At 30.7% G+C, this 22,851-nt stretch carries 19 protein-coding genes; 16 read left to right on the top strand and 3 right to left on the bottom strand.

The features are described from left to right. Nucleotides 1-162: 162 nt before the first annotated feature. The 5 genes from ndk (at nucleotide 163) to der (ending at nucleotide 6,317) form a co-directional block, all read left to right on the top strand. Nucleotides 163-573, top strand: coding sequence for a nucleoside-diphosphate kinase (gene ndk / locus BCHRO640_RS02745; RefSeq protein WP_015344778.1), 411 nt, complete (start codon nucleotides 163-165; stop codon nucleotides 571-573). 204 nt (nucleotides 574-777) lie between these two features. Further along, on the top strand, nucleotides 778-1,899 hold the full coding sequence (gene rlmN / locus BCHRO640_RS02740) for a dual-specificity RNA methyltransferase RlmN (RefSeq protein WP_015344777.1): 1,122 nt from the start codon (nucleotides 778-780) through the stop codon (nucleotides 1,897-1,899). 220 nt (nucleotides 1,900-2,119) lie between these two features. Continuing rightward, entirely contained in the window at nucleotides 2,120-3,253 is a 1,134-nt protein-coding gene (ispG, locus tag BCHRO640_RS02735) for a flavodoxin-dependent (E)-4-hydroxy-3-methylbut-2-enyl-diphosphate synthase (RefSeq protein WP_015344776.1), read from the top strand. Between the two features lie 9 nt (nucleotides 3,254-3,262). Beyond that, entirely contained in the window at nucleotides 3,263-4,579 is a 1,317-nt protein-coding gene (gene hisS / locus BCHRO640_RS02730) for a histidine--tRNA ligase (RefSeq protein WP_015344775.1), read from the top strand. Nucleotides 4,580-4,901: 322 nt separating this feature from the next. After that, nucleotides 4,902-6,317, top strand: coding sequence for a ribosome biogenesis GTPase Der (der, locus tag BCHRO640_RS02725; RefSeq protein ID WP_015344774.1), 1,416 nt, complete (start codon nucleotides 4,902-4,904; stop codon nucleotides 6,315-6,317). Between the two features lie 87 nt (nucleotides 6,318-6,404). Here der and mqo read toward each other — a convergent pair whose 3' ends face one another. After that, a complete protein-coding gene (gene mqo, locus BCHRO640_RS02720) occupies nucleotides 6,405-7,952 on the bottom strand; it encodes a malate dehydrogenase (quinone) (protein ID WP_015344773.1) in 1,548 nt (515 codons plus the stop codon). A 605-nt stretch (nucleotides 7,953-8,557) separates the two neighbouring features. On the opposite strand from mqo, the gene guaB reads away from it, so the two are divergent. The 9 genes from guaB (at nucleotide 8,558) to upp (ending at nucleotide 19,032) form a co-directional block, all read left to right on the top strand. Beyond that, entirely contained in the window at nucleotides 8,558-10,027 is a 1,470-nt protein-coding gene (gene guaB / locus BCHRO640_RS02715; RefSeq protein ID WP_015344772.1) for an IMP dehydrogenase, read from the top strand. A gap of 141 nt (nucleotides 10,028-10,168) precedes the next feature. Continuing rightward, nucleotides 10,169-11,746 (top strand): glutamine-hydrolyzing GMP synthase, encoded by a 1,578-nt coding sequence (gene guaA / locus BCHRO640_RS02710; RefSeq protein ID WP_015344771.1) that lies wholly within the window; start codon nucleotides 10,169-10,171, stop codon nucleotides 11,744-11,746. Between the two features lie 390 nt (nucleotides 11,747-12,136). Then, entirely contained in the window at nucleotides 12,137-12,973 is an 837-nt protein-coding gene (locus BCHRO640_RS02705) for an urease accessory protein UreD (RefSeq protein ID WP_015344770.1), read from the top strand. 13 nt (nucleotides 12,974-12,986) lie between these two features. Then, nucleotides 12,987-13,289 carry an urease subunit gamma gene (locus tag BCHRO640_RS02700; protein WP_011283065.1) on the top strand — a complete coding sequence of 101 codons (303 nt, stop codon included), beginning with the start codon at nucleotides 12,987-12,989 and terminating at the stop codon, nucleotides 13,287-13,289. Between the two features lie 27 nt (nucleotides 13,290-13,316). Continuing rightward, a complete protein-coding gene (locus BCHRO640_RS02695) occupies nucleotides 13,317-13,625 on the top strand; it encodes an urease subunit beta (RefSeq protein WP_015344769.1) in 309 nt (102 codons plus the stop codon). A gap of 2 nt (nucleotides 13,626-13,627) precedes the next feature. Next, nucleotides 13,628-15,331, top strand: coding sequence for an urease subunit alpha (gene ureC / locus BCHRO640_RS02690; RefSeq protein WP_015344768.1), 1,704 nt, complete (start codon nucleotides 13,628-13,630; stop codon nucleotides 15,329-15,331). Nucleotides 15,332-15,797: 466 nt separating this feature from the next. Continuing rightward, entirely contained in the window at nucleotides 15,798-16,484 is a 687-nt protein-coding gene (locus BCHRO640_RS02685) for an urease accessory protein UreF (protein ID WP_015344767.1), read from the top strand. An 80-nt stretch (nucleotides 16,485-16,564) separates the two neighbouring features. After that, complete coding sequence (gene ureG / locus BCHRO640_RS02680) at nucleotides 16,565-17,197, top strand: urease accessory protein UreG (RefSeq protein ID WP_015344766.1); 633 nt, start codon at nucleotides 16,565-16,567, stop codon at nucleotides 17,195-17,197. A 1,208-nt stretch (nucleotides 17,198-18,405) separates the two neighbouring features. Further along, nucleotides 18,406-19,032 carry a uracil phosphoribosyltransferase gene (gene upp / locus BCHRO640_RS02675; protein WP_015344764.1) on the top strand — a complete coding sequence of 209 codons (627 nt, stop codon included), beginning with the start codon at nucleotides 18,406-18,408 and terminating at the stop codon, nucleotides 19,030-19,032. Between the two features lie 138 nt (nucleotides 19,033-19,170). Here upp and bcp read toward each other — a convergent pair whose 3' ends face one another. Then, on the bottom strand, nucleotides 19,171-19,659 hold the full coding sequence (bcp, locus tag BCHRO640_RS02670; RefSeq protein ID WP_015344763.1) for a thioredoxin-dependent thiol peroxidase: 489 nt from the start codon (nucleotides 19,657-19,659) through the stop codon (nucleotides 19,171-19,173). 471 nt (nucleotides 19,660-20,130) lie between these two features. On the opposite strand from bcp, the gene dapA reads away from it, so the two are divergent. After that, nucleotides 20,131-21,030: a 4-hydroxy-tetrahydrodipicolinate synthase gene (gene dapA, locus BCHRO640_RS02665; RefSeq protein ID WP_015344762.1), complete on the top strand. Its 900-nt coding sequence runs from the start codon at nucleotides 20,131-20,133 to the stop codon at nucleotides 21,028-21,030. 47 nt (nucleotides 21,031-21,077) lie between these two features. Then, complete coding sequence (bamC, locus tag BCHRO640_RS02660; protein WP_236608095.1) at nucleotides 21,078-21,362, top strand: outer membrane protein assembly factor BamC; 285 nt, start codon at nucleotides 21,078-21,080, stop codon at nucleotides 21,360-21,362. 159 nt (nucleotides 21,363-21,521) lie between these two features. On the opposite strand, the gene dapE is transcribed toward bamC, so the two are convergent. Beyond that, nucleotides 21,522-22,676: a succinyl-diaminopimelate desuccinylase gene (dapE, locus tag BCHRO640_RS02655; RefSeq protein ID WP_015344760.1), complete on the bottom strand. Its 1,155-nt coding sequence runs from the start codon at nucleotides 22,674-22,676 to the stop codon at nucleotides 21,522-21,524. Nucleotides 22,677-22,851 lie beyond the last annotated feature (175 nt).

Raw genomic sequence — 22,851 nt, 5'->3', positions numbered from 1 at the left:
ACTTGTCTGTTTTGTGTTTATTCTGAGTTCAATTTATAGTTTTTAAATCGTTATAGATTTTAAAAAATATTAAATAATATAAACAATATTATCTACAATAATTATTGTTTTTATATTTATTTTCTATACAATAATATTAGTAAATGATTAATAGGAGTTTTTATGGTTTGCAAAGAAAATACGCTGTCAATCATAAAACCAGATGCTGTTGCTAAAAACATAATCGGATCTATAATTAGTAGATTCGAGACTGCTGGTCTTACTATTGTGGGAGCTAAAATGTTGCAATTAACATATATACAAGCTTCTGAGTTTTATTTTGAACATCAAAAAAAATATTTTTTTGACAGTTTAGTAAATTTTATGATTTCTGGACCAGTATTTGTACAAATACTGGAAGGTAATAATTCGATACAACGCAATAGGGAAATTATGGGAGCCACTGATCCAGCGAATGCGTTAGCAGGCACCATTAGATCTGATTATGGTTATAACTATACTAAAAATGCCATCCATGGATCGGATTCTAAAAAATCTGCTATACGTGAAATTTCCTATTTCTTTGATACATAAAAACATACAGATACATTATCTTTTATAAAAGTAATCATTTTAGCTATACAAAAAAATGATTTTTGATTAATAAATTATTTTATCAAAAAAATAATGTTAACGCAAAATATAGATCAATTTAAGTTAAAAAGAATGCCGGTAATGTAGTCAATTTCTATTGAGCAAATGCTCATAGAGCATTACTGTTGATCAACTTTCGCAAAATTGGATCTTGAGAAATATATCTTTATGTATGTGAAAAAAGTTAATTTACTTAACATGAACAAAGAAGAATTACTAATTTTTTTTGATAAATTAGGTGAAAAACCTTTTCGTTCTCATCAAATAATGAGATGGATATATCATTATTATTGTGACGATTTTAATTACATGACAAATATAAGTAAGTCTCTAAAAATCAGATTGAAACAAATAGCGGAAATCCGTGCACCAATCATTATAAAAGAACAACTATCTTCAGATGGAACAATTAAATGGGCTATGAAAATTGATGAACAACAAATCGAAACAGTTTATATCCCTGAAAATAAGAGAACCACTTTGTGTGTTTCATCACAAATTGGATGCCCTTTAGGATGTAGTTTTTGTGGAACAGCGCAACAGGGATTTAACAGAAATCTGAATGTATCGGAGATAATTGGTCAAGTTTGGAGAGCAGCGCAATTTATTAATCTTAATAAAAAAATAAAAATAAAAAATAATAGATTTCCTATTACTAATATAGTGTTTATGGGTATGGGAGAGCCATTATTAAATATTGTTAACGTTGTATCGGCGATCAGAATTATATTAGATGACCTTGGTTTTAAGTTATCGAAACGACATATTACGCTCTCAACTGCTGGGATCGTACCAGGTATAGAAAAATTAAAAAATATGATTGACATCCCATTAGCTATATCTCTACATGCTCCAAATGATATCATTAGAAATAAAATTATGCCAATTAATAAAAAGTACAATATTAATAGTGTATTAGAAGCAGCGCGTAGGTATTCGATAGACACTAAATCTAATCACGGTAGAATAACAATAGAGTATGTATTGTTAAAAAATATTAATGACGATGTCCTTCATGCCCATCAATTAGCAAAACAACTTCAAGGTATTCCGTGTAAAATTAACTTGATCCCATGGAACCCAATTCCAAATATACGATATGCATGTAGCTCACAGATTCGTATGCGTGCATTTCTTAAAGTTTTATTGAAATACAATATAATAACCATCATACGTAAAATAAGAGGAGCGGACATTAATGCTGCCTGTGGACAATTAACAGGAGAAGTAATTAACCGTATAAATTTACAATATAACTCGTTATAAACAATATCGTTGTATTTAATATTATTATAAGATTAATAAGACGGAATTTTTTAAAAAAGGGTCATAAATGTAATATGACAATTACGCATATTGCTATGTATCATAAAATTATAAAAATTATGATTCCTATTATAAATATAATTAAATCTCTTAATTGATATAATCAATAAATTCAAAAAATATATTTATTGTGTAAAAACATGAAAATATGGGAGATTATATGAATAATTTTACGAACATTGTTCGTCGAAAATCTACACGTATTTATATTGGCAATGTCCCTATTGGAGACGGCGCGCCTATTGCGGTACAATCCATGGTAAATACTCGTACTACAGATATTTTAGAAACAGTTGCTCAAATTAATGCCCTAAAAAAAGCAGGAGTAGATATTGTCCGAATATCGATACCTACTATGGATGCAGCTGAAGCTTTCAAAATAATTAAACAACAAGTAATTAATACTCCATTAGTAGCAGATATTCATTTTGATTACCGTATTGCATTAAAAGTAGCTGAATACGGAGCAGATTGCTTACGTATCAATCCCGGTAATATCGGGAATAATAAACGTATTCGATCTGTAGTGCATTGTGCTCAAGATAAAAATATATCTATTCGTATTGGTGTAAATTCTGGATCTCTTGAGCGTGATTTACAAAAAAAGTATGACGGAAATCCAACAGAAAATGTATTATTAGAATCAGCAATGAGACATGTAGATATTTTAGATAAATTAAACTTTCATCAATTTAAAGTTAGCGTTAAATCTTCTGATGTACTAATCACAATACAAGCCTACCGCGCATTAGCATCAAAAATAGATCAACCATTACATATAGGTCTTACTGAAGCTGGGGCTTTGCGTAATGGGACAGTAAAATCTGCAATGGCTGTAGGTTTCTTATTAAACGAAGGCATCGGGGATACAATACGTATATCATTAGCTACAGATCCTATAGAAGAAGTTAAGGTGGCATTTGACATTTTAAGAGCTTTAAGAATTCGTGCTCATGGTATTAATTTTATAGCTTGTCCGGGATGTGCTCGACAAGAATTTAACGTAATCAATGTAGTTAATGCGTTAGAAGAAAAAGTAAGTGATATTACAACGCCTATGGATGTATCTATTATTGGATGTGTAGTTAACGGACCAGGAGAAGCATTAAAATCAACCATTGGTGTTGCCGGCGCACGTAATAAAAGTGGTATATATGAAGATGGTATACGACAACAAAAACGCTGTGATAACATATCAATAATTGAAGAATTAGAACGTCGTATTCGAGCTAAATCTAAATTATTAGACCAAAATAACCACAACACTACCCTATCACATATAATAAATAATTGAAGATTACAAATGCTTAAATATGATAAAAATATCCAATCTGTCCGCGGTATGCATGATTATTTGCCGAAAGATACGATTCTATGGCAATACATAGAAAATATACTTATAACTATATTAGGCAGTTACGGATACAAGGAGATTAGATTTCCTATTATTGAAGACACAAATTTATTCAAACGCTCAATCGGAGAAGTGACAGATGTAATAGAAAAAGAAATGTATAATTTTACTGATCGCAACGGTAATAATTTAACGTTACGTCCAGAAGGAACATCTGGATGCGTCCGCGCGGGTATTAAGCATGGGCTGTTTTATCACCAAGAACAACGTCTGTGGTATCTCGGTCCGATGTTTCGCTATGAACGCCCCCAAAAAGGACGTTATAGGCAATTTCATCAATTTAGTGCTGAAGCTTTTGGTCAAATAGGACCTGACATAGATGCTGAGTTAATTTTAATTACTGCTCGTTGTTGGAAAAAATTAGGAATTAATCATCATGTATCGTTAGAACTAAATTCAATTGGCTCTTTATCATCTAGAATAAATTATCGTAAAAAATTAATAACTTTTTTGGAAAAAAATTTAAGCAATTTGGACAGCAATGCTCTACGTCGTTTATATTCTAATCCATTGCGTATCTTAGATACCAAAAATACTAAAACTAAGGAATTACTACTTAATGCGCCTATATTAAGCGATTATCTAGATGATGATTCACGTGTTCATTTTTCTGAATTATGTCAATTATTAAATCTCTTAGGAGTGTCGTACAGGGTTAATCCGTACTTAGTACGCGGTTTAGATTATTATAACAAAACAGTTTTTGAATGGGTTACTGATAGTTTAGGAGTAAAAAAAACTATTTGTGCTGGTGGTCGTTATGATGAATTAGTCCAAGAATTAGGAGGATATTCAGTACCTGCGATAGGATTTTCCATAGGATTAGAACGTGTAATATTATTAATACAAGAAATTAATAATATTACCATTTTACATAAAAATATATATATTGATGTATATTTCATTAGTATAGGAGACAATTCTCGAAAACATGCAATGTTATTGTCTGAAAATATTCGTTCAACATTACCATCTCTGCGATTAATGGTACATCATGGAGGAGATGATATAAAAAAACAATTTTATTGTGCTAATAAACATAAACCACAAATCGTATTAATCATGAACGAAAAAAATGCTCTTGACAAAACGATTATTCTAAAAAATTTACGATCAAAAACTCAAGAAATATTAAAACATGATGCAGTTTCTGAAAGATTAAAACATATACTACATATTACGAGTAATTCTACTGATAATAAATAATCATAAAAATGATATGAATTTTTCTATAAAATATAGTATCGCTAATACTTAGCGCATCTTAGCAGGTTTGAAGAATATACATAAAATTAAAATTATGAGACGATGCAGATCAAAATTATTTAAGCATTAATCTATTTATACATACTCGAAAAAATAAAATCTAATCTTTCGGTAACTAATAAGAGCTATTGCTAGAATTTGTAATGATTATATTATACTTTAATTATTAAATAATTATTCAAAATAGAAATAGCTTTATTGTGTTATTTAAGACTGATACTATGTGTATTTATACAATCGCTTATTTATGGGTAATTAAATAATGCTACCTATCATCACTCTAATTGGGCAAAAAAATGTAGGTAAATCTACTTTATTCAATAAATTAACACATACACGTGATGCTTTAATATCTAATTATCCAGGATTAACACGAGATCGACAATATGGTTATTTTCAATGCAAACAATTTAAATCTATTCTTATTGATACTGGGGGTATTGATAAATTTTGTAGTACAAAAACAGAAAATATTCAAAGTTACGTAACCTATCAAACAATTCTCGCAATGCAAGAAGCTGACATTTTATTATTTGTTATGGATAGACAATCTGTAGGAACATCTATAAATAATGATATTTTTAATTTTTTAAAAAAAATAAAAAAAAACATATTTGTTGTCATTAATAAAATTGATAACATCCCACATCATATACACACAATGATATGGGATTATTGTTCTTTTGGTATAAAAAATATTATTTTTATTTCAGCGATTCATGGGCATGGAATTGATAATTTATTAGAAAAAATATCTTCATTAATTTCAAAAAATATATTTTTTTTCAACAATAAAATACCTGAAAGTCATATAAATAATACTATTTATCAAAACCACATCATTAATCCGTCATTTAATAAAGTAAATACTGCTATCGCAGTAGCTGTTGTAGGACGCCCCAATTCCGGTAAATCTACTTTTGTCAATCATATTTTAGGAGAAACCCGTATGATTACCTGTAGTACACCAGGAACTACTCGAAATTGCATTCATTTACCTATAATATATGACAAACAAAAATACATATTGATTGATACAGCAGGCGTACAAAAAAATAAAAGAATAGATAATGTAGCGGAGCAAATTTCCATTCTAAAAACATTTCGAATCATTAAGACCGCGCACGTCCTCCTATTCATAGGAGACGCAAATCTGGGGATATCTGACCAAGATTTACATTTGTTACAATTTATCCTAAATTATGGTAAAGCATTAATAATCGTTATTAACAAATGGGATTTGATATCCCCAGATTTGCGCAATACAACTAAAAAAAATTTATACGAAAAAATAAATTTTATTAATTTTACTCAAATACATTTTATTTCAGCATTGTACGGGAATGGAATTAAAACGTTATTTCAATCAATCAAAGCAACAAATTTACGTTCTCGTTATACAAAAACCATCAATACAGCATATTTAATCCGAACATTGCACGCTGCAATCACGAAATACCCTCCCCCATTTTTACATGGTAAAAGAATTAAACCCAAATATATCCATATTGGAAAACATGAACCATTAACTCTGATTATCCATGGCACTCACGTCAGCAAATTACCTGATGATTATAAACGATATCTAAAAAAATATTTTTATCGTATGTTAAACATCACAGGTGTTTTATTACACATTCAATTTAAAGATAATATTAATCCATTTATTAAAAAATAAAAATATGTCGTATATAATATATACAGACGCAACGCGAGCAATTTTTATTTGTGCAGAATTGAAAATAATCAACGAACATATTGATCTTTAACGATCTATTGCTTCTATATAATTTAATTTCAAAGCATTACAAGTATATTGTCTAATTTTATTTACTAATATAAGATCACCATTTAAATTCTTAGTATATGATGGGATCATATCTATAATTTTATTTTTCCACACATCACTATTAATTTTATTATCAAACATTGTATTCAAAAGTTGTAATATTATTGAAACTACAGTAGATGCCCCAGGAGATGCACCAAGAAGCGCCGATAAAGTACCATCACTTGAATTAACCACCTCTGTTCCAAATTGTAAAATACCTCTCCTGTTGCTATTTCTTTTAATAATTTGAACACGCTGTCCTGCTGTTACTAAAGTCCAATCTGACGGGTTAACTGTCGGATAGTATTCTCTAAGCTCGTCAATACGGTTCATGTTTGACATAACTAACTGATTGATTAAATACTTAATCAAATTAAAATTATCTATCCCAGCTTGCAAAATCGGAATAACATTATGCTTATTTAAAGAATGAAATAAATCTAACCATGATCCATATTTTAAAAATTTACTACTGAAAGTTGCGAATGGGCCAAACAGCAAAATCTTCTCACCATTTAATATTCTAGTATCTATATGAGGTACTGACATTGGAGGCGCGTTAACAGATGCTTTCCCATACACTTTAGCTAAATGTTGTGCAACTATCTTCGGATTTTTTGTGACTAAAAACTGACCTCCTACCGGAAATCCAGCATATCCATAAACTTCTGGAATTCCAGAAGTTTGCAAAAGACTAAGAGATCTTCCTCCAGCTCCTATAAAAACATAATTTGTACGAATACATTTTTTGTGCTTACACCGTCGATCAATTACATGCACATCCCAAGTTGCGTCGTTATTATTTTGTACAGATACAACATCATGCTGTAAATACATTTTAAAATTTACATTTTTTTTTAATTCATTCAACAATTGCTGAGTAAGCGCTCCAAAATTAACATCGGTACCCATCTCCATGCGAGTAGCGGCTATTTTCTGCGATATATTACGTCCATCAATAATAAGAGGAGCCCACTGACGAATTTGCTGTAAATCTTCCGAATATACCATACCACTAAACAAAACACTATTCAGCAATGCTTGAAAGCGTTTTTTTAAAAAACAAACGTTTTCTTCGCCCCATACAAAACTCATATGTGGTACATTATTAATAAAAGAATTAGGATATTTAAGTACTTTTATTTCTACTAAATATGCCCAAAATTGCCGCGATATTTCAAACGCTTCATTAACAGCAATAGCCTTTGAAATATCAACGGAACAATTTTTATTGTTATACTGGGTATAGTTAAGCTCGCAAAATGCTGCATGTCCTGTACCAGCGTTATTCCATACATTAGAGCTTTCCTGTGCTGGTTGACTAAGACGCTCATATATATGAATTCTCCAAGTCGGCTCAAGAATTGTTAAGAACATACCAAAAGTTGCACTCATAATCCCAGCACCAATCAGCACTATATCTGCTGAAGATGTAATTTTAATCAATCGATGTTGTTGATTTATAACAGCAACATTACTCATATATTTACTCAAATAATAATATACTTAACATATTTAGTTACCGTAACTAAGACAAAAAATTTTAATAACATGTAATTTACACACCACACAAAAATCCTTATAATTAGATCATATCTCAATAAAGAAATAAAAATAAATATCAAAAAAATAACTAAAAACAGCATTAAATCATATTTTTAACGTTCAATACAAATAACGTAATTAAAATAATAATTTTATTTTAATAAAAACTTAATTGTTGATACATCACGCATACAATATAATTATAATTAATACCATAATAATTTATATTTAATTTTAATAAAATTCTATAATGATTAATTTTTATAACCTGCATTCTAAACTTGATTAATTATATAATTCATGATAAAATTAACAATGTTAGGTGTTATAGAACACAATTATAATCTATAGTGTGCTTTTCCTTGATCTTATAGAGTTAGTCTATTGATGTTTGGGATTTGGTTTTTGAATTTGGTTGTTTGGTGTCTGTGTTTTTGGTATGCGTTGTTTAAATTTTTGGTTTTGGAAGACATGGGGTGATGAAAAGAAATTACCGCCGTAGTAGTGTCGTTACTGTAGTATAGGGTATACTGATAATTGTAATGTTGACTTTTGTTAAAGAGGCTTTGACTTTTGATGATGTGTTGATCGTTCCGTCTCGTTCGAGGGTGCTTCCTGCGGAGACGGTTTTAAAAAGTTTTTTGACTAGTGCTGTTTCTTTGAACATTCCTGTTGTATCATCGGCGATGGATACAGTGACTGAGTCAAGTCTAGCTATCGCTTTAGCGCAAGAAGGCGGGGTGGGTTTTATTCATAAAAATATGTCTTTGGATCACCAGATTAATGAGGTACGTCGGGTTAAACGTTATGAAAGCGGAATAGTAACGAATCCTCAATGTGTTACTCCTGATACGACTTTATTGCAAGTGAAGGAGTTGACCTCTCGCAATGGTTTTGCTGGCTATCCAGTTGTGATGAACACAAATGAGTTAGTTGGAATTGTTACGAGTCGTGATGTTCGGTTTGTCAGTGATTTATCAAATTTTGTTTTTTCTGTTATGACTCCTAAAGAACGTTTAATTACAGTGTTGGAAAAGGAAAATAGAGAAGTAGTATTAAGTAAAATGCATGATAAAAGAGTAGAAAAAATTTTGTTGATTGATGCTGCATTTCGTCTTAAAGGTATGATCACTGCAAAGGATTTTGAAAAAGCAGAACGTAAACCATATGCGTGCAAAGATAATTATGGAAGGTTATGTGTTGGAGCTGCTATTGGAGTAGGAGAGGATTATAAAGAGCGTGTTGAAGGGTTGGTTGATGCTGGTTTAGATGTATTACTTGTTGATTCTTCTCACGGGCATTCAGAGAGAGTATTAGATTGTATTGCAACAGTTCGAAATATGTATCCTAATTTATCAATTATAGGGGGCAATGTTGTTACAAAAGAAGGTGCATTAGAATTGGTCAAATCTGGTGCTAGCGCAGTGAAAGTTGGTATTGGGCCTGGTTCTATTTGTACAACTCGTATTGTTACTGGTGTAGGGATTCCACAAATTACAGCTATTTCTGATGTAGCAGAAGCCTTAAAAAATACGAATGTCCCGGTTATCGCGGATGGTGGTATTCGTTTTTCTGGTGATATTGCTAAAGCAATAGCGGCTGGCGCGCATTGTGTAATGATTGGTTCGTTGTTAGCAGGTACAGAGGAATCACCAGGAGATATAGAATTTTATCAGGGCAGATCTTTTAAAACTTATAGAGGTATGGGTTCTTTAGGGGCTATGTCTCAAGGCTCTGCTGATAGATATTTTCAACAACAGGATCCCGTCATTACTCATAAATTGGTTCCGGAAGGGATAGAAGGACGTGTCCCTTATAAAGGAAAATTAGAGACGATTATACATCAATTAATGGGTGGATTGCGTTCTTGTATGGGATTGACAGGCTGTGTTACTATTAATGATTTGAGGACGCACGCTAGGTTTGTGCGTGTCAGTTATTCGGGCATGCAGGAAAGCCATGTGCATGATGTAATGATAACAAAGGAATCTCCTAATTATCGTTTACGATGATTATTAATAACTAGTTAAGTTTATGTGTGTATTACTGCATTATTTTTGCAGTTTGTGCGGCGCGGTATCACGAACGTAGTTGATCATTAACATGTGGTTAATCAATGATAGATCAATATAAATAATAGAATAAGATATAATGTGAAATGTAATAATCATCGTATTTTAGTAATAGATTTTGGATCTCAATACACTCAGTTGTTGTTGAGAAGGATTCGTGAATTAGGAGTATATTCTGAATCTTGTTCTTGGAACATTAGTAAATCTCAAGTATATGCATTTAATCCTAATGGTATTATTCTTTCTGGAGGTCCTTATAGTGTTATCGATAGTGATTTTCCGTATATTCCTGAATTTGTGTTTCAATTAGGTATACCTATATTTGGAATTTGTTATGGTATGCAAATTATGTCGTTTCAACTAGGCGGGCGAGTAGAACGTGTTATTGCGCAGCGTGAATTTGGTTGTACTCAAGTAACAATTCTTTCTAAAAGCATTTTTATAAATGATATCTATGATTATGTTGATGATGTTACGGGGTGTTTTGCTCTTGATGTATGGATGAGTCACGGGGACGTTGTTACTACTGTTCCCAAAGATTTTACGGTTATTGGTGTTAATAAGTATCGAAAAGTTGCTATGATGGCGAATGAAGATCGTCATTTATATGGTGTTCAATTTCACCCGGAAGTTACCCATACTAAAAAAGGAAAAAGTATTTTAGAACGTTTTATTACGTGTATTTGTCGCTGTAAATCTTCTTGGAAAATAGCGAATATTATTGATGATATTGTTATGGATACTCGTGTAAAAGTAGGTAATGATAAAGTAGTGCTTGGGTTTTCAGGTGGGATTGATTCCCTTGTTACAGCTTTATTATTACGACGCGCAATTGGTCATCAATTTATCTGTCTTTATATTGATAATGGGTTATTATCAAATTATGAATTTGATCGAATTAAAAATTTTTGTGCTCTAAATTGTAATTTAGATATTATTTATCTGTCGCAAGAACAACGATTTTTCAATGCTTTAATTGGAGTTAATGATCCAGAGAAAAAGAGGAAAATAATTGGTAGAGTTTTTACAGAAGTTTTTGAAGAGCAGATTCGTAATTTAGTAGCTGTAAAATGGTTAGCTCAAGGTACTATATATTCAGATGTTATTGAATCTGGTGTATCTTTATCTTCTTTTAAAAATGTGATTAAATCGCATCATAATGTAGGTGGTTTTTGTGGAATTACGGATATTCAATTACTAGAGCCTATAAGAAATTTATTTAAAGATGAAGTTCGCAGTATTGGATTGGATTTAGGGATACCTTATGATATAGCTTATCGTCATCCGTTTCCAGGACCTGGGTTGGCTATTAGAGTATTAGGTGAAGTAAAAAAAGAATATTGCGATATTTTACGTAGAGTGGATTTTATTTTTATCGAAGAACTTAAGCGTGAACATTTATATTCCAAAATTAGTCAGGCCTTCGCAGTATTTTTACCAACTCATTCAGTAGGAATACAGGGTGATCAACGTAAGTATAAGTGGGTAATTGCTCTTCGTGCAGTGGAAACTATAGATTTTATGACAGCACATTGGGTTTATTTATCTTATGATTTTTTAAATAAGGTATCTAATCGTATCGTCAATGAAGTTGAGGAAGTATCTCGTGTGGTGTATGATATTTCCTCAAAACCTCCAGCTACTATTGAATGGGAATAAATGTATTATACAGTTATAGGTTATATATTTTTGTGTACTTTTATTGTTTTATGTGACCTACAATTTAAAGTATGTACTTCCACTATGGAAGTACATACTTTACTCATTAAATGTGTATCAATAGTAAAAATTTTATAATACAATAAGAAGAGTATGCAATTAATGCTATAAAATTAAATATGTATATATGTTATGAGGATTGGTATTTATGTAGTTTATGATGTCATCTCTTGTAGAGATGACATCATAAACTACATAACAATAAATATATATACGCGTAATAATTATTTCATAGTGTTTTATAAAAGTTAATGTGGTTATTATTGTTCTAATAATTTTTGTAATGGATGTATTGTTTTAATTTTTGAAAATATTTTATTTTTCATTTTAATGAGTGACGAATTATCTCAAAATTTTATTGACGGTTGGTTAGGGGAGTTAAGATTAAATTTTGCTTTACGTGGTGGACGTAGTGTGTTGACCAGATGTAAGCATGTTGGTCCGTTTTACGTGAAAAAAGTTTTTTACTCTGAAAACGATAACACTCCGCATGTATATTTGTTACATCCTCCTGGTGGATTAGTGGGAGGGGATAAATTAGTACTGGATGTTAAATTAGAATCAAACAGCCGGGTATTGTTAACGACACCCGGTGCTGCTAAATTTTATCGTAGTAACGGTTTGTATTCAGAACAGAAACATGTATTTAGATTAGAACGTAATACTTCTTTAGAATGGGTTCCTCAAAGTAGTATTTTTTTTCCTAAATCTAAAGCAAAAATAGATACTACTTTTATTATAGAACAAGGATCTAGAGTTATATCATTTGATATGTTATGTTTTGGAAATTTATCATTAGGTACTTCTACTTATCCGGAGGAAGTAGATATCCATCTGAATATTTGTTTATCTGATTCAATTGGATTACAGGAACGTTTTCGGATTAATGAATTAAATTGTGTTATGAAATTAGGCGGGTTCCGAATAAGTGCTTTACTTTTTGCTGTTCCATCGGATGAAAAAACATTATATAAGGTACGTAAATTAATAACATCAGTTAAACATTTTCAAGTTGGAGGCGCTACATTGTTAGATGAGATTCTTGTAGTACGATTATTAGGTAATGACAATCAGTATTTAAAAAAAATGCTTCATCATATTTGGTATACTATACGTCCTTTTATAATAGGGAGAAAAGCTATGCTACCGCGTATTTGGTTGACATAAGTCAGGAAAATCTATGAAGTTATTACCTCGGGAAAAAGATAAATTATTGTTATTTACAGCAGCATTGTTAGCAGAAAAACGTCGAAATCGCGGGTTAAAATTAAATTATCCAGAAGCAATAGCATTAATTAGCGCTGTAATTTTGGAGGGTGCTCGTGAAGGGAAAAGTGTTGCGGAATTGATGGATGTAGGTAAAAACGTATTGACTAGAGATGATGTTATGATAGGAGTACCTGAAATGATTACTAATGTACAAGTAGAAGCTACTTTTAGTGATGGAACCAAATTAGTAACAGTACATGATCCAATAATTTAATGAATGAATGAGGATACCAATAATATTATGATACCAGGTGAATTCTATATTTCTCATGGAAATATAGAATTGAATGCTGGAAGACAACAAGTCTTAGTAACAGTTATAAATACTGGAGATAGGCCCATACAGATTGGTTCTCATTTTCATTTTTATGAGGTTAATAGTGCTTTAAAATTTAATCGAGTTATCACTCGTGGATTTCGTTTAAATATTCCATCAGGAACAGCAATACGTTTTGAACCAGGACAGTTTAGGACCGTAGAACTTGTAAAATATGCAGGTGCATGTAAAATTTATGGGTTTTGTAAAGCCATTATGGGAAAGTTAGATTAGTTATGTTATTATCCAAGCATGATTATGCCTCTTTATTTGGACCAACTATTGGCGATTCTGTACGATTAGCAGATACTGAATTGTGGATAAGAATAGAAAAAGATTTTACTGTGTATGGGGAAGAAGTAAAATTTGGGGGAGGCAAAGTTATACGAGATGGTATGGGTCAAGGACAAATGAGTAGTAAAGATTGTGTTGATTTAGTATTGACTAATGCAGTAATTCTTGATTACTGGGGAATAATAAAAGCAGATATTGGTATTAATAATGGTCGTATATCAGGTATTGGAAAAGCAGGAAATCCGGATGTACAGCCAGATGTGACAATATCTATTGGCCCTGGAACAGAGATAATAGCAGCGGAAGGTAAGATTGTTACAGCTGGAGGAATAGACGCTCATGTTCATTTTATTTGTCCTCAGCAAGTAGAAGAAGCATTGTGTTCCGGAATTACTACATTTATTGGAGGCGGTACTGGACCGGCAACAGGAAGTAATGCAACTACCTGTACTCCAGGTCCTTGGTTTATATCTCGTATGCTACAAGTAGCAGATACCTTACCTATTAATATTGGGGTTACCGGTAAAGGTAGTGCTTCTTTTCCTGATTCTTTAGAAGAACAAATAATTGCAGGGGCGATTGGTTTAAAGGTGCATGAAGATTGGGGTGCAACACCTGCTGCTATCGATTGTTGTTTAAATGTGGCTGATCGTTTTGATATTCAGGTTTCTATGCATACTGATACTTTAAATGAATCAGGATTTGTTGAGGATACCTTATCTGCTATCAAAGGTAGAACAGTGCATGCTTATCATACTGAGGGCGCGGGTGGAGGACATTCTCCAGATATTATACGTATGTGTGGATTTTCTAATGTGTTACCATCGTCTACCAATCCTACTATGCCTTATACTGTTAATACAATAGATGAACATTTAGATATGATGATGATTTGTCATAATCTTAATCCTAATCTTCCTGAAGATATGGCATTTTCAGAGTCTAGAATTAGGAGGGAGACAATTGCAGCTGAAGATGTATTACATGATCTTGGAGCTTTATCTATGATTTCTTCTGATTCTCAAGCTATGGGACGAGTCGGAGAAGTGATTTTACGTACTTGGCAGACAGCACATAAGATGAAACTACAGAGAGGTTCATTATTAGGTGATGCTACTAGATATGATGATAATGTTCGCATAAAACGGTACGTTGCTAAATATACAATTAACCCAGCGATAACTCACGGAATTTCTCATGAAGTTGGTTCTGTTGAAATAGGAAAATTGGCAGATTTAGTACTATGGTCTCCTGTTTTTTTTGGAGTTAAACCAGAGTTAATAATTAAAGGCGGTATGATTATCTCTTCTGTTATGGGAGATCCTAATGCTTCTATACCTACTCCTCAACCAGTACATTATCGATTAATGTTTGGAGCGCGTGGTAAAGCAAAACATGCTACACGTATGACTTTTCTATCTCAAGTTGCTTATAATTCAGAATTAACAGATTATTTAAAGTTGGTTAGTTTGATTGGTGAGGTTCGTCATTGCAGAGATATTCAAAAGAAGCATATGATTAATAATTCTTGGCAACCAGTTATTGAAGTAGATTCTCAAACTTACCAAGTACGTGCTAATGGAGAATTATTAACTTGCGAGCCTGCATCTGTATTACCAATGTCACAACGTTATTTTCTGTTTTAACGTGAAATATAATCACACGTGATATATATAAAGTAGATATTGTTTTTTTTATTAAATGCTTTGAATAATTGTTTTTTGGTATGAGGGGTAATAACAAAAATTATTAATATTATTATATTTGATAGCGATGAAGAATTGTATATGTGATTTACAATGTGTAGCGATCTTTAATGATATTGTGTGGTGGTAACTGGAAATCTAAATATTACAAGGATGGATGTTTATAATATAGGTAGAAGTTTAATGCTATATGTACACTGATATATTCTTATCAATAAGATTTACAATATAGTGTTGTATTGTGGTATTTATTAGGTATATTTTAACGAAATTTTCGATATAATGAAATAAATACTATTTTGAATAAAGAAATAGAGTTTTTTGTGATTGTTATTTTGATAATAATTTGAGACTACAATGATATTTATGTTAATATTTTATAAATATTATTTATATTATTATAATTATGTGTGCTGATCACGGTATTAATTCAGTCTTGTCTTTAATGCAATTGGTTAGTTCTAACTTTCCTGTGGGAAGTTTTGCTTATTCACGAGGTTTAGAGTGGGCGGTAGAAAATAATTGGGTTAATTCTGTAGAAACTTTTTATTCTTGGCAACAACAATGGATTGATGGGCCATTAATTTATTTAGAATGGCCGATGCTTAAACGTTGTTACTATTATGCTCAAATTAGAGATGAAATGAATTTTTTCCAATGTGCGTTAAGGATATTGTCCTATCGTGATACTCATGAGCTTAGATTAGAAGAGAGACAACGCGGGAAAGCGTTGTCGAGAATAATATCGCAATGGTATCCATTTACGGATGGAGATACTTGGTTATCAGCTTTAGAACATAGTGGCTTAGCATCTATAGCATGGTTAGGGTATACGTGGAGTATTTCTTTAGAAAATTTAGCGTTAGGATATGCCTATAATATGTTGGAATCTGCTACAATGGCAGGTTTGAAACTGGTGCCTTTTGGGCAAATAACTGCTCAGAGATTATTAAGATCCTTGATGGAGCGCCTTCCTAATGATTGGAAGAAATCTGATATGATAGCAGATCATGAACTGGGCAATGGTTTTCTGTTGCAATCTATAGCATCCGCCTGTCATGAGACACAATATTCACGATTATTTCGTTCCTAAAAGTATTTTATTGTTAATAAAATATACGTTTATAAAATATATTATATGGATAATCAATTTTTAATTGAGGGGCATGTGTTTTGTTATTAAATCAATATAAAAAACCATTGCGTATAGGTGTAGGAGGTCCTGTAGGATCAGGTAAAACCGCATTGCTTGAAGTGTTATGTAAAAGAATGAAGGATAGCTATCAATTAGCAGTGGTGACTAATGATATTTATACTAAAGAAGATCAACGTGTTTTGATAGAAGCAGATGCTTTGTCGGCTGACCGTATTGTTGGAGTAGAAACTGGAGGATGTCCACATACTGCTATTCGTGAAGATGCTTCTATGAATTTATTAGCTGTAGAAGAATTAATATCGAAGTTTAATAATTTGGATATTATTTTTATTGAAAGTGGTGGAGATAATTTGAGTGCTACTTTTAGTCCAGAATTGTCAGATTTAAATTTATACGTTATTGATGTAGCTGCAGGTGATAAAATACCTCGAAAAGGTGGACCAGGTATTACACGTTCTGATTTTTTAATAATTAACAAAATTGATTTAGCTGAATATGTGGGAGCATCGTTGGAAATAATGAATCGTGATACAAATCTTATGCGTAAAGGTTTACCGTGGTCTTTTACTAATTTAAAAACAGGTCATGGTGTACAATCCGTTGTTGATTTTATTTTGAGACAACGATTATCTATTTGTAATAGAGAATAATATAGTAGTTCGTTGAAATTTTCTCGTAATAACGATTTTGTTATGAAAAATAAACATATGAATTTTTAAAAAACTATATAGATATATATATTAATTATGTATTTGATGTAGATCTTCCGCATCTACTTGTATTTGTGTTCTTTCATTTTAACGGTTGCTTGATACCAGAACCAGAACAGGAAATGTAAAAATTGTTTAATTAAATATTAAATTACGGCTGTGTGTATTTCCGTATGTAAAATGATTGAAAAAATTATGTCTAGCATAGAACAATCACGGGTTATTGTCTAAATATATAGCAGGAAGGAGTAACGATATTGTTATTACGGGTTTTGTGGTAATTCCAGGCGTTTATAGAAGCGTAGATTAATCTAGCAAATAATATTGAAAAACTGATTAATAATATCCATTTGGCAACTCGTATTTTTTTTTTTCTTTTCATAAAAAGAATGTGAAAATTATTAAGATAATCCCTCATTGTAACATTTCTTGATAGAAATCACAAATATTCTATGAAATATATGTTTTTATTTAATTTTAAAATTATTATTTATTAAAGCATGTTTCGTTATGAAACACATTTTCATTGTAAAATGTTTTTTATTCAAAATAAATTAGATTAAAATTAATAAAAGTTATTTATTTTTTTTGAGGGGATTGATTTTTTATGGATTTAAAAAATTAATTATTAAATAATTTGTGTGATTATTTATCATACTTATTTTGACTTACACGGTGTTTGTGTGAAAATATAGAGATTTAATTATTGTTAATATAATATGAAATATTAATAAAATACTTCTAATTTTTGATGCAGATGTTTTTATATAAGTTTCTTTGGAGATAAGTACGTCTCCATCATAACATAACACACTGTATTTGAATATTTATTTTATTTTTAAGCACAATATGATGATGCTATTTGCAATAGTTGTAACTTAAAATGATATTTATTAAAATTAAAATCATAATATAGATAGATTGTGTTATATAATTCCGCTGTTTGTATTTGATATACATTGTATATAGGAGAGTAAATGATTTAATATATTAAAAGTGAATTTTTATTTCATCAATAAAATTCTTCAAATATCAATTTAAATAATATCCCATATTTATTATCTAAATATGGGATATTATTTAAATTGATATTTGAAAGTATAATTGCTTAGGCTTAAGTATTTGCTTTCATGGAGAACAAAATTGATATGAAAATAGTTGAAATTAAACATCCATTAGTACGTCACAAATTAGGGCTAATGCGTATTTGTGATATTAGCACGAAACGTTTTAGAGAATTGTCTTCAGAATTAGGTAGTCTATTAACTTATGTAGCTACCGATGATTTAGAAGTGGAAATAGTAACTATTAAAGGGTGGTGTGGATTGGTGAAAATTGCGCGTATTAAGGGAAAAAAAATAACAGTGGTACCAATTTTACGCGCTGGATTAGGAATGATGAATGGTGTATTGGAGCACCTTCCAAGTGCACGTATTAGTATAATAGGGATTTATCGTAATGAAATTACTTTTGAGCCGATTCCGTATTTTCATAAATTAGTTTCCAATATTAATGAACGTATGGCTATGGTGTTAGATCCTATGTTAGCTACTGGCGGATCGATAATTGCTGCTATTGATTTATTAAAGAAATTTGGATGTAATAATATAAAGGTTTTATCGATAGTAGCGGCCCCAGAAGGAATTGAAGCTTTGGAAGAAAAACATCCAGATATTGAATTATACTTAGCCTCTATAGATCAAAAAATTAATAAAAACGGTTACATTATACCAGGATTTGGAGATGCAGGTGATAAAACATTTGGAACTAAATAATATATGATCTCTTATAATTAAGAATTTTTTAATTGTTTTAAGTGTATTTGCTATACAGATCTTATATTACGGATTTTTCATCGAAAATTAATAATAATAATAATATAAAGATATACATGCATATATACACATGCGCTGTTATCTATGTGGTGATGCATGTTTATCATGTAGATAACGTAGTACGATCCGATCATGATCAATAGGTTTAAAAGATTTAAATACTTGTTCGATAGTACCAGTTTGGTCGATGATGAAACTGACACGATGTATGCCGTTATATGTTTTTCCCATAGAATTTTTTTCTCCCCACACTCCAAATTTCTTGGAAATTTGGAAGTTTTCATCATAAAGTAAAGTAAAGTTTAACATTTCTTTTTTAGAGAATTTGAAAAGTTTTTCTGATTTATCGTTACTAACTCCAATTACCTCTATACCTAATTTTCTGAATGTATCCATATTGTCTCTTAATTTACGTGCCTGTATAGTACATCCTGGTGTCATGGCTTTAGGATAGAAATAAATAAGAATTTTTTTTCTTCCTATATGAGAATCGATACTGACTAAAACACCATTTTGATCAGGTAAATTAAATTGAGGTGCTGTGTCTCCAGGCTGCAATAATGCCATTATATACTCCATTAATAATCAATAGTTATATATACACTAAATAATTCACGATTAAATTTTAATATTATTTTTAACCTCTGTATAGAAATACATAAATTATTTAATAAAAAAATTTTATGTTTATGTATGTTCATGAAAAAATTAGGCTTTAATATAAGAAAGCGATTAAAATTATTTTTAAAAAATTTTAAATTATAATATTTTTAAATATTATTAACGAAGAATAATTTACTTAATAATTAAAAATATAATGAAAATAATTTTTAATTAATTTAAAATATTAAACGGTAGTAAAAGATAAGCATGTTTATTAATAAACATATATTTTAATATTATTAAAAATAATGTTATTGTTTGTTATATATGACGAGCGGTTAATATTTTTATTTGATATTTTTTTTGCCATTTTATTTGAATGTTTTTATTGAATAACAATATTTTACAGATTCTGTTTATTGGAGACAATAGTTCATGTTTATGGGAAGTATAGTAGCATTAATTACCCCAATGGATTTAAATGGCGCTGTAGATCGAATAAGTTTAAAAAAACTTGTTGATCATCATGTAGTCAGTGGTACGTCAGCTATTGTTTCCGTTGGTACAACTGGAGAGATGTCTGGGCTTACACATGAAGAGCATGTTGATGTGGTTATGCGTACTTTAGAGTTTAGCGATGGTAGATTGCCCGTTATAGCGGGTACTGGTGCTAATTCAACGGCAGAGGCGGTTGCATTAACTAATAAATTTAATGATAGTGATATAGCAGCTTGTTTAAGTGTAACCCCTTATTATAATCGTCCCAATCAAGAAGGATTATTTCAACATTTTAAGGCTATTTCAGAAAGCACAGATTTACCTCAGATATTGTATAACGTTCCAATACGTACTGGTTGCGATATGTTACCGATTACTGTTTCTCGCTTAGCAAAGATAAAAAATATAATTGGTATTAAAGAGGCGACAGGAAACTTAAATAGAGTAAATCAATTAAAACAGTTGGTTCATGAAGATTTTATTTTGTTGAGTGGAGATGACTTAAGTGCATTAGATTTTATGAAACTTGGAGGAGTTGGGGTAATTTCCGTTACAGCAAATATTGCTGCAAAGGAAATGGCTGAGTTATGTAAGTTAGCAAATGAAAATGATTTTTCAAACGCACAACACATTAATCAGCGCTTAATGCCTGTGCACCAAGCGCTATTTATTGATTCTAATCCTATACCAGTGAAATGGGCTTGTAAAGAATTAGGATTAATATCGCATTATGTTTTGCGTTTACCTATGACTGTTTTATCTGAGGTACATCGTGATGTTCTAAAGCAAGCTTTAATAGATTCAGGGTTATTTTATAATCAGTCTAATTATAAATAATTATTTATATAAGGGTTATAATGTTAACTTTTTTAGAGATTTTGTGTATGATATTACTATCAGCTTGTTCTTTAGGAACAAGCCAGGAAGAACGTTGTAAGCTCAATGGTGATTTATCATATTTAGATGCGGCATCTTTGGTAGAATTAAATATACCGGAAGATTTAGATGGTGTATTACCTATATCATATGATGATTATGTTATTCCTGATGTTACTAAAGAAGATAATACTATTGCTCAAAAAGTAGGTAAACAACTAGATATATGTCCTCCGTTAATTTTTTCTACAGATATGTCACATGAATCATGTTTAATTAATATTGAAGATTAATTTTAATATAAGCAATCAGTAATACTTGTTTGTTGAGATTATTTTCAATATATGTATTAAAAATAATAACTACATGTTTATTATTCAGTATTCAATTATTCCCTCATATAATAAAAATGTATCTTAGTTTCAGAACTGCTATAATAATACATTATGCATTTATTGTATTAGTATTAAATCTTCTATAATTTTTTTATATATAGAGCTAAGTAATTTTAAATCAATTAGATCAATATATTCGTTAACTTTATGAATCATATGGTTACGTGCTCCTAATTCTATGACTTCTGTTCCCATTTTAGCTATAAAACGTCCATCAGAAGTACCTCCTGTAGTTTCTAATCGAGGTTCAAATTTTTGGTAATATTTAATTGCATTGATTGCAACGTTAGTTAATTGTCCAGGTTTACTAAAATAAGGCTCTGCAGAAAGTTTCCAATTGATATTATAAAGTAAAGTATGACGTGTGAATATGTCATTTATGTATCTTTTAATATTGTCAATAGAACATTTATCATTAAAGCGTACATTAAAATTTAATATAACTGTATGGGGTGTAACATTGTTGTTCTTATGATTAGAATAAATATTAGTAATTTGCATAGCAGTAGGAGGAAATAATATACTTTTTTCTTGATCCCATGTAATGTTTAGTAAATCTGATAGTGCTGGAATGATTAAATGTATTGGATTTTTAGAGAATTGAGGATATGCGACATGTCCTGGAGATCCATGTATTGTCAGTTGTCCAGTAAGTGATCCACGTCTACCATTTTTTATAACATCACCTAGTTGATCTTGACTGGATGGTTCTCCGACTATGCAATAGTTTATATGTTCATTACGTGCAATTAGAGATTCTACAACTTTTGTGGTTCCGTTGAGACCACTGCCTTCTTCGTCAGAAGTGATAAGAAATGCAATCCGCCCTTGATAATTAGGATGTTGGTCGATAAAATTGGCAGAGGCTACTAACATAGCTGCTAATGCCCCTTTCATATCAATTGCGCCTCGCCCATGTAATATATTATTATGTACTAATCCTGAGAACGGAGGGTAATCCCAGTATTGAGGATCTCCAGGATCGACCACATCAGTATGCCCAATAAACAATAATGTGGTGTGTTTTTGTTGTTTTTTACAACTATGAAATGCCCAAAGATTAAGGGTGTTATCAAAGCGCATTAACTCTACATTAAAATTTAGTTTTTCTAAATAATTTGCAATTATTTCATGACAACTATGATGGTTTGGGCTAACCGAAGGTTGCTGAATTAATTTTTGAGCTAATGTTATTAGCGCTGAATAATTCATTTTATATTTTCCCGTGATAATAGTTCTGATAAAATTATTTTGAATTTAATAATTCACACGAATAAATCATATATATAATCAATGTAAAATTCAGATATACAACTATACCGATATTTATTGATATAGTTGTATATAGGATGTTTTTTATAAAAATTAAACATTTTTGGTGATCTGT

It is taken from the genome of Candidatus Blochmanniella chromaiodes str. 640 (genome assembly GCF_000331065.1).
Classification (GTDB): Bacteria; Pseudomonadota; Gammaproteobacteria; order Enterobacterales; family Enterobacteriaceae; genus Blochmanniella; species Blochmanniella pennsylvanica.
This window is presented reverse-complemented; position numbering and strand designations above follow the sequence as displayed.

What these genes read in the sequence shown, in the direction of transcription:
- hisS (WP_015344775.1), top strand. Translation starts at nt 3,263, where the DNA reads ATGCTTAAATATGATAAAAATATCCAATCTGTCCGCGGTATGCATGAT.
- ndk (WP_015344778.1), top strand. Translation starts at nt 163, where the DNA reads ATGGTTTGCAAAGAAAATACGCTGTCAATCATAAAACCAGATGCTGTT.
- BCHRO640_RS02700 (WP_011283065.1), top strand. Translation starts at nt 12,987, where the DNA reads ATGAAGTTATTACCTCGGGAAAAAGATAAATTATTGTTATTTACAGCA.
- mqo (WP_015344773.1), bottom strand. Translation starts at nt 7,952, where the DNA reads ATGAGTAATGTTGCTGTTATAAATCAACAACATCGATTGATTAAAATT.
- dapA (WP_015344762.1), top strand. Translation starts at nt 20,131, where the DNA reads ATGTTTATGGGAAGTATAGTAGCATTAATTACCCCAATGGATTTAAAT.
- BCHRO640_RS02705 (WP_015344770.1), top strand. Translation starts at nt 12,137, where the DNA reads ATGAGTGACGAATTATCTCAAAATTTTATTGACGGTTGGTTAGGGGAG.
- der (WP_015344774.1), top strand. Translation starts at nt 4,902, where the DNA reads ATGCTACCTATCATCACTCTAATTGGGCAAAAAAATGTAGGTAAATCT.
- guaB (WP_015344772.1), top strand. Translation starts at nt 8,558, where the DNA reads ATGTTGACTTTTGTTAAAGAGGCTTTGACTTTTGATGATGTGTTGATC.
- BCHRO640_RS02685 (WP_015344767.1), top strand. Translation starts at nt 15,798, where the DNA reads ATGTGTGCTGATCACGGTATTAATTCAGTCTTGTCTTTAATGCAATTG.
- BCHRO640_RS02695 (WP_015344769.1), top strand. Translation starts at nt 13,317, where the DNA reads ATGATACCAGGTGAATTCTATATTTCTCATGGAAATATAGAATTGAAT.
- bcp (WP_015344763.1), bottom strand. Translation starts at nt 19,659, where the DNA reads ATGGCATTATTGCAGCCTGGAGACACAGCACCTCAATTTAATTTACCT.
- upp (WP_015344764.1), top strand. Translation starts at nt 18,406, where the DNA reads ATGAAAATAGTTGAAATTAAACATCCATTAGTACGTCACAAATTAGGG.
- ureC (WP_015344768.1), top strand. Translation starts at nt 13,628, where the DNA reads ATGTTATTATCCAAGCATGATTATGCCTCTTTATTTGGACCAACTATT.
- ispG (WP_015344776.1), top strand. Translation starts at nt 2,120, where the DNA reads ATGAATAATTTTACGAACATTGTTCGTCGAAAATCTACACGTATTTAT.
- dapE (WP_015344760.1), bottom strand. Translation starts at nt 22,676, where the DNA reads ATGAATTATTCAGCGCTAATAACATTAGCTCAAAAATTAATTCAGCAA.
- bamC (WP_236608095.1), top strand. Translation starts at nt 21,078, where the DNA reads ATGATATTACTATCAGCTTGTTCTTTAGGAACAAGCCAGGAAGAACGT.